Origin of the sequence: Curvibacter delicatus NBRC 14919, from assembly GCF_001592265.1 — a bacterium.
In the GTDB taxonomy this organism is placed as follows: Bacteria; Pseudomonadota; Gammaproteobacteria; order Burkholderiales; family Burkholderiaceae_C; genus Hylemonella; species Hylemonella delicata.
On the sequence record NZ_BCWP01000008.1, the window covers coordinates 101,176 to 114,654 of the forward strand.

13 protein-coding genes are annotated in these 13,479 nt (G+C 67.5%); 7 read left to right on the forward strand and 6 right to left on the reverse strand.

Annotated features, from left to right (window positions below):
• The first annotated feature begins 12 nt into the window (after positions 1-12).
• The gene (locus CDE01S_RS18110; protein ID WP_084382761.1) at positions 13-219 is read left to right on the forward strand and encodes a DUF3079 domain-containing protein; all 207 of its coding nucleotides are present in this window, start codon (positions 13-15) and stop codon (positions 217-219) included.
• Positions 220-270: 51 nt separating this feature from the next.
• Here the strand turns inward: CDE01S_RS18110 and CDE01S_RS05930 are convergent, their stop codons facing one another.
• The 3 genes from CDE01S_RS05930 to CDE01S_RS05940 are packed head-to-tail and all read right to left on the reverse strand — an operon-like array spanning position 271 to position 3,961.
• Positions 271-1,506: an ABC transporter permease gene (locus tag CDE01S_RS05930; RefSeq protein ID WP_066704932.1), complete on the reverse strand. Its 1,236-nt coding sequence runs from the start codon at positions 1,504-1,506 to the stop codon at positions 271-273.
• Complete coding sequence (locus tag CDE01S_RS05935; RefSeq protein WP_084382762.1) at positions 1,503-2,309, reverse strand: ABC transporter ATP-binding protein; 807 nt, start codon at positions 2,307-2,309, stop codon at positions 1,503-1,505. The genes CDE01S_RS05930 and CDE01S_RS05935 overlap by 4 nt, the downstream gene beginning before the upstream one ends.
• A gap of 2 nt (positions 2,310-2,311) precedes the next feature.
• A complete protein-coding gene (locus CDE01S_RS05940; RefSeq protein ID WP_066704935.1) occupies positions 2,312-3,961 on the reverse strand; it encodes an efflux RND transporter periplasmic adaptor subunit in 1,650 nt (549 codons plus the stop codon).
• A gap of 224 nt (positions 3,962-4,185) precedes the next feature.
• Here CDE01S_RS05940 and CDE01S_RS19235 point away from each other — a divergent pair, with 224 nt between their 5' ends.
• From CDE01S_RS19235 to CDE01S_RS05970, 6 genes are read left to right on the forward strand one after another with little or no spacing between them, the layout of a single operon-like run.
• Complete coding sequence (locus CDE01S_RS19235) at positions 4,186-5,154, forward strand: DUF6622 family protein (protein WP_084382763.1); 969 nt, start codon at positions 4,186-4,188, stop codon at positions 5,152-5,154.
• Between the two features lie 11 nt (positions 5,155-5,165).
• Entirely contained in the window at positions 5,166-5,465 is a 300-nt protein-coding gene (locus CDE01S_RS05950) for a 2TM domain-containing protein (protein ID WP_066704936.1), read from the forward strand.
• Between the two features lie 14 nt (positions 5,466-5,479).
• Positions 5,480-6,529: an alpha/beta hydrolase family protein gene (locus CDE01S_RS05955; protein ID WP_245636117.1), complete on the forward strand. Its 1,050-nt coding sequence runs from the start codon at positions 5,480-5,482 to the stop codon at positions 6,527-6,529.
• Positions 6,530-6,540: 11 nt separating this feature from the next.
• The gene (locus CDE01S_RS05960) at positions 6,541-6,837 is read left to right on the forward strand and encodes a 2TM domain-containing protein (RefSeq protein WP_066704937.1); all 297 of its coding nucleotides are present in this window, start codon (positions 6,541-6,543) and stop codon (positions 6,835-6,837) included.
• 10 nt (positions 6,838-6,847) lie between these two features.
• Complete coding sequence (locus CDE01S_RS05965; protein ID WP_066704939.1) at positions 6,848-7,894, forward strand: sensor histidine kinase; 1,047 nt, start codon at positions 6,848-6,850, stop codon at positions 7,892-7,894.
• Positions 7,891-8,709 (forward strand): LytR/AlgR family response regulator transcription factor, encoded by an 819-nt coding sequence (locus tag CDE01S_RS05970; RefSeq protein WP_066704941.1) that lies wholly within the window; start codon positions 7,891-7,893, stop codon positions 8,707-8,709. Before CDE01S_RS05965 ends, CDE01S_RS05970 begins: the two co-directional genes overlap by 4 nt.
• Before the next feature lie 233 nt (positions 8,710-8,942).
• On the opposite strand, the gene CDE01S_RS05975 is transcribed toward CDE01S_RS05970, so the two are convergent.
• The 3 genes from CDE01S_RS05975 to CDE01S_RS05985 all read right to left on the reverse strand — a co-directional run bounded on the left by CDE01S_RS05975 (position 8,943) and on the right by CDE01S_RS05985 (position 13,338).
• Complete coding sequence (locus tag CDE01S_RS05975; RefSeq protein ID WP_066704943.1) at positions 8,943-9,293, reverse strand: hypothetical protein; 351 nt, start codon at positions 9,291-9,293, stop codon at positions 8,943-8,945.
• A 159-nt stretch (positions 9,294-9,452) separates the two neighbouring features.
• Positions 9,453-12,533, reverse strand: coding sequence for a caspase family protein (locus CDE01S_RS05980; RefSeq protein WP_169802244.1), 3,081 nt, complete (start codon positions 12,531-12,533; stop codon positions 9,453-9,455).
• Positions 12,534-12,588: 55 nt separating this feature from the next.
• Complete coding sequence (locus CDE01S_RS05985; protein WP_066704947.1) at positions 12,589-13,338, reverse strand: SDR family oxidoreductase; 750 nt, start codon at positions 13,336-13,338, stop codon at positions 12,589-12,591.
• Positions 13,339-13,479: the final 141 nt, after the last annotated feature.

A 13,479-nucleotide genomic window follows, 5' to 3' on the forward strand; every position in this document is an offset into this window, starting at 1 on the left:
GAACGATCTGCCATGGTGAAGAAATTTCCCTCGAATCCGGCCAACCCAGAGCGAATCTGCTGGGGGTGCGATCTGTATTGCCCCGCCAGCTCCATGCGCTGCGGCAATGGATCAGACCGGACTCAGCACCCTGTCGAACTTTTTGGCGAGGGCTGGGAAGACTGGGGCAAGGAGGCGCCGGAAAAACCGGCAACGCCGCCCCAAACCGAAGAAACCTGAGCCCGCGGCCATGCCGGCAGGCCATACCGCCCCATCTGTCTCACACGGCGATCACTCGTAGCGCAGCGCCTGAATCGGCAGCAGCTTGGAGGCGCGTCGCGCCGGGTAGAAGCCGAAGAACACGCCCACCAGCGCCGAGAAGCCGGCCGCCAGCAGGATGGCGCCAATCGACATGCTGACCTGCCAGCCGGCAAAACGGCCCACCGCCCAGGTCGATACCGCGCCCAGCAGCACGCCGATGGCGCCGCCGATGAGTGACAGCGTGACCGCTTCGATGAGGAACTGCGCCAGGATGTCCTTGCCGCGTGCGCCCACCGCCATGCGCAGGCCGATCTCGCGCGTGCGCTCGGTCACGCTCACCAGCATGATGTTCATGATGCCGATGCCGCCGATGATCAGGCTGATGCCGGCCACCGCCGCCAGCAGCAGCGTCATGATGCGGCTGGCCTCTTCCTGCGCCTGCAGGATTTCCGTCAGGTTGCGCACCATGAACGGGTCCTCGCCGCCGGCCTGCACCTTGAAGCGCTGACGCAGTAGGTCCTTGATGCCTTCTTCCGCCACCTTCATGCTCTGGCCTTCGCGGATCTTCACCGAGATCGAACCTACACGCTTGAGCCGGCTGGTGGCATCACCACCCCAGATGCGGTTGCGCAGCGTGCTGATGGGGATCATCAGCACATCGTCCTGGTCCTGTCCCATCGAATTCTGGCCCTTGGTGGCCAGCACGCCGATGATCTTCATCGGCACACCGCGCACGCGCACCATCTGGTCCACCGGGTCCTGCTCGCCGAACAGCTCGCGCGCCACGGTGGCGCCAATCCAGGCCACCTTGGCCGAACCGGCCAGCTCGGCGGGGTCGAACAAGCGGCCCGACACCAGGCCCCAGTCGCGCGCCTCCAGGTAGTCGTTGGTCACGCCGAAGATGGTGGTGCCCCAGTTGCTGTTACCGGCTACCACCTGGCCGCTGGTGCGCGAGGTCGGTGCCGCCACCTGCACCTCGGGAATCTCGAAAGCGATGGCCTGCGCGTCTTCCTCCGTCAGACGCTGGCGCGTCTGGGCGCCCAGGCGCACACCGGCCTGCGACACGCCGCCGGGCAGCACAAGCATGATGTTGGAGCCCAGCCCCTTCATCTGCGCCTGCACACGCGCCGTGGCGCCGTTGCCCACGGCAATCATGGTGATCACCGCGGCCACGCCGATGATGATGCCCAACATGGTCAGGATGCTGCGCAGCGTGTTGGCGGCCAGAGCGCGCCAGGCGCTGCGCAAAGCAGCAAGCAGGTTCATGGTTGCACCGCCCCGGCCAGTTGCCCCACATCGGCCGCGCTCACCGTGCCGGCCACGCGCGCATGTTTTTCCGTCTGGCGCCATTCGGCCAGCGGGCTGCGTTGGCTGTCCTCCACGATCTGGCCATCGCGAAACACCAGCTTGCGCCGCGCCCAGGTCGCGATGTCGGGCTCGTGCGTCACGATCACCACCGTCATGCCTTGGTGGTTCAGCTCGTTGAGCAGGTGCATGATGTCTTCGCTGGTCTTGCTGTCCAGCGCGCCGGTCGGCTCATCGGCCAGGATCAGTTGCGGGTTGTTCACCAGCGCGCGCGCAATCGCCACACGCTGCTGCTGCCCGCCCGACAGCTCCGACGGCGTGTGCTGCCAACGCTCACCCAGCCCCACCCGCTGCAACGCGGCCAGCGCGCGCTCGCGCCGCTGCACCGCCGTCACGCCGGCATAGACCATCGGCAGCTCCACGTTCTCCAGCGCACTGGTGCGCGGCAACAGGTTGAACTGCTGGAACACGAAACCGATGCGCCGGTTGCGGATCGAGGCCAACTGGTCGGACGCCATCGCCTCCACCTCTTCACCCGCCAGCCGGTACTCGCCGCTGGTGGGCAGGTCCAGGCACCCCAGGATGTTCATCAAGGTGGACTTGCCGGAACCCGACGCCCCCATGATGGCCACGAAGTCACCTTCCTCGATGTCGAGCGACACGCCTTGCAGCGCATGCACCGTCATGCCGCCACCCGCCGCCTGCTGCTTGGCAGTGCCCATGCGGTAGGTCTTGGTCAGTTGACGCGCTTCGATCAGAGCCATATCTAGAACATCATGCGCGGGCCGGTGGTGGCCGGGCGCGTCGTCGTTTGAGCGGAACCGGCACTTACAGTGCCAGTGATCACCGTTGCGCCTTCCTTCAGCTCAGCCGCATCGGGCGAGTTCGGCAGCACCAGCAGTTCGGTGCTGGTGCCGTCGGTGATGCCCAGGCGCACATTCAGCGCCTTCGGGTTGCCACTGGCGTCCATCACGTAGATGCGGCCACGCGTCACGGTGCGGCCCGCGGCCTCCATCACCAGCGCGGCGTAGCGGGTCTTCTGCTCCGGCGTCAGCAGCTCACCGATGCGGGCGCGGATGTCGGCCGTGATGCGCTCGCGCGCCTTCGCACGCTCGGCTTCCGGCACGTCGCGCAGCTGCATGAACTTCGGCCGTGCGTCGGCATAGATGGCGTCCACCTTCTCGGTCTGCGCCGCATCCAGTTGCAGCTCCTTCACCAGCCGGTTGCGGAACTCGGTGGCGGGACCGCCGGCCGCCGGTGCCGCAGGGGCTGCGGCCGCCGGTTTCTCGGTAGCATTTGGGGCTGAAGCCCCCGTCCCTGCTGCGCCAGCCGCTGCATTTTTAGTAGCATCCTGCGCTTGCGGTGCCGGCTCCACGCCGGTGATGCGCACACGCAGCGCCGAGTTCGGCACCTTCAGCGCGCTCTCGCGCACATCCGTCACCACCCGCACATTGGCCGTCATGCCGGGCAGCAGGCGGCCGTCGTTGTTGGCAAAGGTCACCACCGCCACATAGGTCACCACATTGGCCACGTTGGTCGCGGCCTTGCGCACCTGGCTGATCTGGCCCTCGAAGGTCTGGCCGGGGTAGGCGTCCACCGTGAAGCTGGCCTTCTGCCCGCCGCGGATGCGGCCCACGTCGGCCTCGTCAATGGCGGCCTCCACCTGCATCTCGCGCAGGTTCTGCGCAATGATGAACAGCTCGGGCGACTGCAGGCTGGCGGCCACGGTCTGGCCTTTCTCGATGGCGCGCTTGATCACAATGCCGTCCACCGGCGAGGTGATGCGCGTGCGCGCCAGGTCGATACGGGCCTGCGCCAGCGCCGCGTCGCGCTGCGCCACGGAAGCCTGTGCGCTCTTCACCTGCGCCTCGGTCACGCCCAGTTGCGCCTCGGCCGCTTTCACCGCCTCCAGCGAGGTGTTGACCAGCGCGTTCGACTTGTCGGCCTCGCTGCGCGCGATGAACTCCTTGCTCACCAGCATCAGGTTGCGCTCGTGCGTGCGGCGCGCCTCGGCCAGGTCGGTCTGCGCGCGCGACACCTGCGCCTTGCTGGCCGCCACATTGGCCTGCGCTGTCATCACCACGGCACGCGCGGCGTCCACATCGGCCTGGGCCGAGCGCACGCGGTATTCAAAGGTCTCGGGGTCGATCACGGCAATCAGTTGGCCGGCCTTCACCTCGGAATTGAAGTCGGCCAGGATCTCCTTGATCTGGCCCGACACCTGGGTACCCACCGTCACCTGCGTCACCGGGCTCACCGCCCCGGTGGCCGCCACCGCCGCCTGCAGCGGCCCGCGTTCGATCTTGCCGGTGCGGTACTGCACGTCGTCGGCGCCGCCGCGCTGAAACCACCACCAGCCGGCCGCACCCAGCACCACCGCCGCCGCCACACCTGCCACGAGATATGTTTTCTTCATGCGGCCATTGTAGAAAGGGCGCCCCTGTCCCCGCGTCAAGTCAGGTATCCGCCATGTAAAGACGCGGCAAACCTGGCCGCCTTCTTGCCCTCCCTTGGCCGCCGTTCACGCCGGCCCATGGCATTTCACGCCGCGCCGGCTGCATTCCGTCGCACGGCGCTGGCACCGCCGGCACCGTGCGCGCACAGTCCGCTCCACGGTTCAACCCACCCCTGGAGGACACCATGCAACTGACACCCGTCATCGCCATCCATCTCAGCGCCGCCCTGGCGGCCACCGTCATCGGCCCCTTTGCCCTGTGGGCGCGCCGCGGCCGCACCCAGCGCCCGCGCCTGCACCGCGCCCTTGGCTATGCCTGGGTCACGCTGATGATCGCCACCGCCGTCTCGGCCCTCTTCATCCATGGCAACAACCTGCCGCACATCTACGGCTACGGCCCCATCCACCTGCTGATCCCGATCGTCTTCGTCGCCCTGTTCGGCGCCTTCTGGTACCTGGCGCGCGGCAACATCGCCGGCCACCGCCGCACCATGCAGATCACCTACGTCGCCTCCTGCGTGGTGGCCGGCGGCTTCACCCTGCTGCCCAGCCGCTACCTGGGACAGGTGCTCTGGGGCGAGTGGCTGGGCCTGCTATCGCCCGGCGCAGCCAGGCCCGGCATGCTGGCCGGCATCCTCGGCAGCACACCCTTCTGGGTCTGGGCCTTGCTGGCCGGCCTGCTGATCCTGGGCTACTCGCAGACGCGCCCGCGCCAAACCAGTCCGACCCGCACGCTGGCCATGCCCCTGGCCATGGGCGCGCTGTCGTTCTACGGCACGATCTCGGCCTTGGGCACCTCCGTCCCCGTGCTGGCCGGCTGGCTGCTCAGCACTGTGCTGGCCGTCGCCTGCATGGCCCGCTTGCCCGCTACGGGCGGCACCCATTACGACGCCATCCGACGCATGATTGAGTTGCCTGGCAGTTGGGTACCGATGTTGCTGATCCTCGGCATCTTTCTCACCAAATACAGTGTCGGCGTCGGCCTCGCGCTGCGCCCCGCGCTGCAGCAGGAGCTGGCCTTTGCCCTGCCCATCGCCATGCTCTATGGCCTGTTCACCGGTCTGTTCGCCGGTCGCGCCCTGCGCCTGCTGCGCCTGGTCCTGGCCGCCCACCGTAGCCCCGCCCCCACGTTGACGCCTGCCACCCAGGCCTGAAACCACCCACCATGAACACACCATCCAACACCCTGAGCCACGACGAGATCGAACGCCTGGCCCACCGCCACGCCAAGGTCAAGCTCGGCTGGTACTTCCACGCCTGCATCTACATCCTCGTCAACCTGCTGCTCGCCGGCCTGTCCAGCCTCGGAGAACGCTCGTGGGCCGTCTACCCCGCCCTGGGCTGGGGCCTGGGCCTGGCCATCCACGGCCTGGCCGTGCTGCTGTCCACCCACGGCCACCAGCTGCATGAGCGCCTGGTGGAGCGCGAACGCCAACGCCTGGCAACCCGACGCGACCCGTGGTAAATAAGGGGCTCCCCATGACAAACACCCTCTGGCTCCCTCTGCTGCGCTTGGCCGCCCTGGGCGCAGGCGCGCTCATCAGCCTGGCCACCCAGGCCGCCGTGGGCTTGGACGAACTGCCTGGCCGCGAAGGTGACGGCCCCGTCACCGTCTTCTACCCCTCCAGCAGCCCGGCCCAGCCTGTGCAACGCGCCCGACTCACGCTGTCCGTCGCGCCACAAGGCGTGCCCGAACGCGGCAACGGACGCCTCATCGTGCTCTCGCACGGATCCGGTGGTGAACCCTGGTCGCAAAGCGACCTGGCCCTGCACCTGGCTGGCGCCGGTTTTGTCGTGGCCCTGCCCGAACACGCCGGCGACAACTGGCGCGACCTCAGCAAGATCGGCCCCGAAAGCTGGAAGCTGCGCCCGCTCGAAGTCACGCGCGCCATCGACGCACTGGGCCACGACCCGCGCTTCGCCCCGCTGTTGGACCTGCAGCGCGTCGGTGTCTACGGCATGTCGGCCGGCGGCCACACCGCGCTCACCCTGGCCGGCGGGCGCTGGTCCCCCGCGCGCCTGCGTGCGCATTGCGACGCGCACCTGGCCGAAGACTTCGTGGGCTGCACCGGCGCGGCCAGCGAACTCACCGGCGGCTGGACCGACAGTCTCAAGCAAAGCGTTGCCCGCTTCATCATCCATCGCAAACTGCAGGACGACACTCTCTACGGCCACACCGACCCGCGCATCCGCGCCGTCGTCGCGGCCGTGCCCTTCGCGGTGGACTTCGACCTGGACAGCCTGGCCCATCCGGTCGTGCCACTGGCCCTGATCGAAGCCGGGCAAGACCGCTGGCTGCTGCCGCAATTCCACAGCGGCCCCGTGCTGGCCGCCTGCAGCAGCTGCACCCGGCTGGCCCTGCTACCCACTGGCGGCCACGGCGCGCTGCTCGCGCCCCTGCCGCCAGCTGACAAACTGCCGCCCCGCGTCGCGCGCCTGCTGGCCGACCCGCCGGGTTTCGACCGGGCGGAGCTGCCCGCGCTCTACCAGCACATCAGCAGCTTCTTCCAAAAACACCTGCTGCCCTAGAATCGTTGCGCATGTCCTCACCACTCTCCCCTGAAGAAATCGAGCGCCTGGCGCAACGACGCGCCAGTGCCAAGCTCGGCTGGTACGCCCATGCGGCGGTGTATGTGCTGGTGAACCTGTTTCTTTTTGCCATCTCCCGTTACGCCTTTGGCACGCGGCCCTGGTCGGTGGCACCGCTGCTGGGCTGGGGCATCGGGCTGGCACTGCATGGCCTTTCTGTCTTCCTGCTGGGCAAAGGAAGCGGCCTGCGCGAGCGCATGGTGCAGAAAGAGCGCGAACGCCTGCAAGGCACGACCGACCGGCGCTGAACGGCCCGCCATGAAGATCGACTGGTTCGAAAAACTCCGCACCTACCTGCAGGTGCTGGCCTTCGCGCTGGTCGTGGCCACCCTGCAATACACCTTCATGCCCGAGCGGCCTTACGGCCCGCCGGTGGTCTACTCGCTGTTCATCGCCTCCATCACCTGGGCCATCATTGACCTCGGGCGCGAATTCTTCCCCTCCAGCGCCGAGACCGGCTGGCCCCACGGCTGGCCAGGCATCGCGCTGGTGGTGGGCGGCATCGCCGTCGGCTACCTGCTGGGCAGCGGCATTGCTGACCGCCTGTGCTTCCTGTTCGGCTGGCAGCAGTCCGACATCGGCGTGCGCGAGAACCTCACACGCAGTTCCATCCTCATCACCGCGCTGGCCGGCATCGCAGGCACCTACTACTTCTACAGCAGCCACAAGAGCGCCTACCTCGAACGCAAGATGGACGAGACCAGCCGCCAGGCTGACGAAGCGCGTCTGCGCCTGCTGGAAACGCAGCTCGAGCCGCACATGCTGTTCAACACCCTGGCCAACCTGCGCGCGCTCATCACCACCGACCCGCCGCGCGCCACCGCCATGCTCGACCGCATGATTGCCTACCTGCGCGCCACGCTCAGTGCCTCGCGCCAGGGCACGCACCCGCTGGCGGCCGAGTTCGAGCGCCTGCAGGACTACCTGGAACTCATGGCCGTGCGCATGGGCCCGCGCCTGCACTACACGCTGGACCTGCCACCCGAACTGGCCACCTGCCCGGTGCCGGCGCTGCTGCTGCAGCCGCTGGTGGAAAACAGCATCGCGCACGGGCTGGAGCCCAAGGTGGAGGGCGGCAGCATCACCGTGCAGGCGCGGCGCGACGGCGCGCAGCTGGTGCTGGAGGTCATCGACACCGGCCTGGGCCTGGACGCCAGCCAAGGCAGCTCCGACGGCACCGGCTTCGGCCTGGCGCAGGTGCGCGAACGGCTGGCCACCGAGTACGGCGCGCAGGCTGCTCTGAATTTTGTAGCTGGTGGCGAAGGCGGAACAAGGGCTACCATCACATTTCCTTGCAAACCATGAGCAACCACCCCACCGCCCTGATTGCCGAAGACGAACCGCTGCTGGCCCAGGCCCTGCAGGCCGAGCTGGCGCGCGCCTGGCCGGCGCTGCAGGTGCTGGGGGTGGCCGGCAACGGCGAAGCGGCGGTGGCACAAGCGCTGGCACAGCAACCCGACGTCTTGTTCTTCGACATCCGCATGCCGGCCCTCAGCGGGCTGGAAGCCGCCGCTGCGCTGGCCGATGCCTGGCCGCAAGATGGGCCGCAGACCAAGCCTTTTCCGGCGCTGGTGTTCGTCACCGCCTACGACCAGTACGCCGTGCAGGCCTTCGAAGCGCAGGCGGTGGACTACCTGCTCAAGCCGGTGCAACCCGAGCGGCTGCAGAAAACCGTGGCCAAAGTGCAGTTGGCCCTTGCCAACCATGCGCCAGCCGCTATGAATTTTGAAGCAACGCTGGCACAGCTGCGCCACCTGCTTGGCGCGCAGGCGGGCACCGCACCGGTACCCGCGGCACCGCTGCGCCTGCTGCAGGCCAGCGTGGGCACGGCCATCCGCATGGTGCCGGTGGACGAGGTGCTGTACTTTGAAGCCGCCGACAAGTACGTGCGCGTGCTCACGGCCGAGCACGAGTACCTGCTACGCACCCCGCTCAAGGAGTTGCTGCCGCAGCTCGACCCGCAGGCCTTCTGGCAGGTGCACCGCGGCACCGTGGTGCGCGCGGCTGCCATTGAAGCCGTGGCGCGCGACGAAGCCGGCAAGCTCTGGCTGCGCCTGCGCGGCAGCACGGCGCGGCTGGCCGTGAGCCGGCTCTACGCGCACCTGTTCAAGGCCATGTAAGCAAGCCAGGCCTCACGTTTTTCAAGCGCGGCCTCAAGTCTTCGCGCCAGCTGCCGTTAATAAAAACATCGGGCCCGGTTTTGGCGAACTGCCCGGTGGCCCACTCCTCGGGGTGGTGCCGGTTTGTCTCCTCGGCCATGCTTTATCAGGGTCTGGTCTTAAGCCCGCAGGTGCTCCTTTCCTGCGGGCTTTTTTATTGGGCCAACCCTGGCCCGCGGGGCTCGGTCACGCGCTCAATCGCGGTCCCAGCCGCGGCGCCCTTCCCAGCGGCCTTCGCGCCCACCATAGGCGTAGCCACGGTCCCAGCCACGGTGGTGGTGATGGCGCCAGCCGGGCGGCGGGCCGTAGTACACCGGGGCCGGCGGCATGTAGACCACCGGGCGCGGTGGTGGCATGTACACCACGGGCGGGTAGGCCACCACCGGCGGTGCGCTGGCCACACCCACCTGCACACCGGGCGAGGCCACGCCGATGGACCAGTAGATGTTGTCGCCGTGCGCGTGCGCCGCGCCGCTGGCACCCAGTGTCAGCGCGGCTGCGCATGCAAACGCGGCAAGGGTTTTGACGGACGTTTTGGCTTTCATCGCATTTCCTTTCAGGGATCAAGCGGGGCCGTGTCACAAGCCCCTGCTACCTACAACGACTGCCAGACCGCTTGGCCGACCACCCAGATGTGACTTGCGTTTCAGTGTGTAAAGAGACGACACAGGCCCGGCCGCGTACAGGCGGGCCGCATACCGCCTTCAGCGCCGCAGTTCGGCCAGCGTGAAGTCGGGCACCCCCTGCAGCACCGGGGTCACCGGGGTCTGTTCGCCCCGGGTCAGCTCGTCCACACGGTCGGCCACATAGGCATCCAACCCCTTGTAGGTCACACGTCCGCGCTGCTTGAAATCGGCCGCCCCACGCAGCCCCTCTACCACGGCCTTTGTAAAAGCACCGTTGCCCCAGGCCGGGTTCTCCTGCGACAGTTGCTCCCCCGTGGACGACGCGAACACCACCAAGCCGTTTTCCGAACTGGCCAGATCGTTGATGGCGTTCGTGGCATCACTGGCGCGACGCGGCAGCGTCTTGCCGATCACATTGCCCGAATGACAGGTGTCGACAAAAATCACCACGCGTCCCGGCAGGCCCGCCAGCGTGTCGCGTATGGTGTTGAACGGCACCGCCGTATGGGGCAGGCGGTCCAGATCTGCCTCATGCGTCATGAAGTAATAGGCCGACCCCTCGTTCAAACCGTGACCGGCAAAAAACACCATCACCGTGTCCTGCGCCGTCACGTTCTGCTTGAGCCATTGGAACCCGGCTTCCACCCCCTTCTTGGAGGCGTCCTTGTCCAGCAACTGCTTGACATACACCTCGTTGTACCTGGCGCCGCGCTGGCCCTGCAGGGTCGCCACAAAATCACGTGCATCCTTGGACGGCAAACCCAAGTTGAAGGCCGTATTGTCATAACGCGACACCCCCGCTGCCAGCAGGAACAGATTGCCCTTGCCCAGCTGTTGGCGGGGGCCGGTGTAGTTCATACGGATCAGCGTGGGCACCGACGCGCCGTAGCGGTTCTCCGCCACCAGACGGATCTCGGCATCCTCGGCCGGTACATCGATCACCAACTCCCGCTCGTCCCCTGCGGCCATGGTGGTCGCCTCCTCACGCTTGCTGGTGGCCGAAGCCGAGACCACCGTGGTGCGCAGATGCGTGACCGGCGCCTGCGCGGCCGACACGGCCTTGAAGCGCACACGCACCTGCCGCTTCTCGGAGCTGAACTCGAAACCGGGTGAGATCACCTCGATGCGTGGCGGCAAGGCCTCCAGGCGCACGGCCGAAGCCGCAATGAGCGGGGCGCCCGCTTCGGACGCGCTGACGGCATCAGCCTCGTCGTCGTTATCTTGCGTCGGCGCCGCAGCAGGCGGTGCGGGCCGGGGGCTGGCCGCCACCACCGGCGGCGGGACACTCGGGCGAGCGTCCGGGCGGGTCGCCGGCGCAGCCTTGGGCGATGCCGCATCACCCTGCGCCGTACTGCGCTGGGCCAGCAAGAGGCGAATGGCCTCGTCCTCTTTGCCGCTCTCCCAGGCCTGGCGGCCCAGGCCGCTGAGCAGCAACGTGGAGCGCAAACGCGACATGGGCATGAAATCGGCCACACGGTTGTCGCTGGGGTTGACGATCCAGCCGGCCAGGTCTTCGGCACCGGTGCTGGCCTCGTAATAGCCCTGGCTGCTGATGGCCAGCCAGCGCCGGCTCAACGGCTGCAGGTAATAGGCCATCACCGGCGCACCGGTCGACCAGCGGAACAGCCACAACATGCCGTTGGACGTGGTGGCCACCACCAGATCTCGCGGCTCGATCAGGTTCACTGCCGTCACGTCTGAACCGAGGTAGGTCACCCACAGGCGCTCCCCCTTGGCCGACACCCGGTACAAACGTTCGCGGTTGCTGCCCACCGCCACCGTGCCATCGGTGGAATGCACGGCCACGCACAAAGAGCGTTCGTTGCTGCCCTTCAAAGGCAGTCGGACATCGTTCACCGTGCCATCACGGGTGCCCTCCCAAGCCAGCACCTTCACGCCGCGCCCACTGGTGGCGGGGGCATTCCAGCGCTCGCGCACACGTGACAACGGCGCGAATTCCGGCGAGGCCAGGTTGAAGGCCACCTCACGGTCGCCCTCAGCCGTGGCCACCGGCAAGGCCACCCAACCCGCATCGGTGACCTTCAAGGCCTGCGGTCGGTTTTCCAGGTTGGGCGTGTCGTGCGCCACCCGCCAGGCCAGCTTGAAATCGCCGCCCACCAGACCCACCGCACCGCGGTCGGACACATACACCACCTCACCCTTGCGCGTCACGGCCAGATCGGCCACCCGAGGATCGGGCAATTGCAACTGCACAAAACTGTCGCTGCGCCCGCCGCCGCTCCAACGGCGCATGAAACCGTGCGCGTGATGGAACGACCAGGTCGCGCCAAAAAAATACTTGCCATCGGGCGACTGCGCCAGGCGCGAGAACCCCATGGAACTCGGGGTGCCGCGCCGGTCGGGGTCGTGCGGCAGCTCATTCAAAGTCTCGCCATCCAGCCGGGTGCGCGCTCCTACCAGAATCGTTTTGCCAGCCGCGTCCCAGCGGCTGCTGGCGTCTCCCCAGCGCGGCACCTTGCTGGCCGCCAGGTGCCACGTCCCGCGCTCGGGCCGGTAGAGCTTGACGGTGCTGTTGCGCCGGCCACTGGAGGTGGCGGCAAACAAGGTGCCATCTGCGCGAAACGCCAGGCCGGTCACGTCGGATTCGTCATAGTCCGTATCGCGAAACACCTCGGCGCCGTTGTCCACGTTGTAGATACGAATGCCACGCGCCGACACCCCGCGCGGTTTGCCCGCCGCCAGAAAACGACCGTCCGGCGACCAGGCCAACGACGCCGTGTCTTCAGGCGCCTGGATCACCCGCTCCACCCGCCCGGTCTGCAAAGACAGGATCATGATGATGTGGCGCAGGTCGTACCCCGTCACCGCCACACGCTGCCCGTCCGGCGCCATGGCCAGCCCGCGCAAACGTGCGCCGTTGGCCGACGTTTTGGGAAAAAAGAAACGCTGACGCAGCTCGCCGGTCTGGACGTCCCACACCCGCAAAGTACCGTCATAAGAGGCCGTGACCGCATGCCGTTCGTCCGGCGTGAGCACGATGTAGCCAGCCTCATCGGTATGGGCGGCTGAATCGATGCCCAAGAACGGCTGTTGCGGCCAGGGATCTGGCGCCGGGGTTGCCCCCTGCGCGCCCACCAGCCCCGCGGGCAACACCCACCATGACAGCCAGGCCTTGACGATCCAACGCGACATCTTCATGCCAGCCATTGTAGGAACAAGCCGCCGCTCACCCGCGGCCAAGGGGTCTGTGGCGTCAGCGCGCCAGGTAGCCGCCGTCCACCGGGTAGTAGGAACCGGTGACGAAGGACGCGCGGTCCGAACACAACCAGGCCACCAGCTCGGCCACCTCTTCCGGCCGGCCCAGGCGGCCGATGGGGTGCGCCGCCACCAGCATGGCGTTCACGGCGGCGTTCTGCTCCAGTGCGCCGATCATGGGCGTGTGGATGAACCCCGGCCCCACCGCGTTCACGCGAATGCCCTGCGGGCCGTAGTCCAGCGCGGCGGTCTGGGTCAGCCCCAGCACGCCGTGCTTGGCCGCGGTATAGGCCGGCGAGCCGGAAAAACCCACCGCCCCCAGAATGGACGCCATGTTGACGATGGCGCCGCCCCCGGTCTTGAGCATGGCGGCGGTCTGGTACTTCATGCCGTAGAACACGCCCGACAGGTTGATGTTGATCACCTGCGCCCAGCCATCCAGCGGGTAGTCGGCCAGCGGCGCCTGCGGGCCGCCAATGCCGGCGTTGTTGCAGGCCATGTCAAGCCGGCCGTAGTGCGCCACTGCCTTGGCCACCAGCGCCTCGTTATCTTGCGGTTTGCCCACATCGGCCGCCACAAAAATCGCATCGCCACCCTGCAGCCGCACCAGCGCCACGGTTTCCTCGCCGCCGGTCGTATCCACGTCCGACACCACCACCTTGGCGCCCTCGCGCGCCCACACCAGCGCAATCGCGCGGCCGATGCCCGACGACGCGCCCGTGACCAGACCCACCTTGTTCTTCAGCATGACACTCTCCTTTGACTGAACCCAAACATCGGAATCATCTTAGTGCCGCCCGCTTGACGGCCGTATGACATGGCGCAAGTTTTCGCCCTGGTGCCGCAGGGCGCACGGCCATGGGCAGGCGCCTGGTCGCCGGGTCTAGGG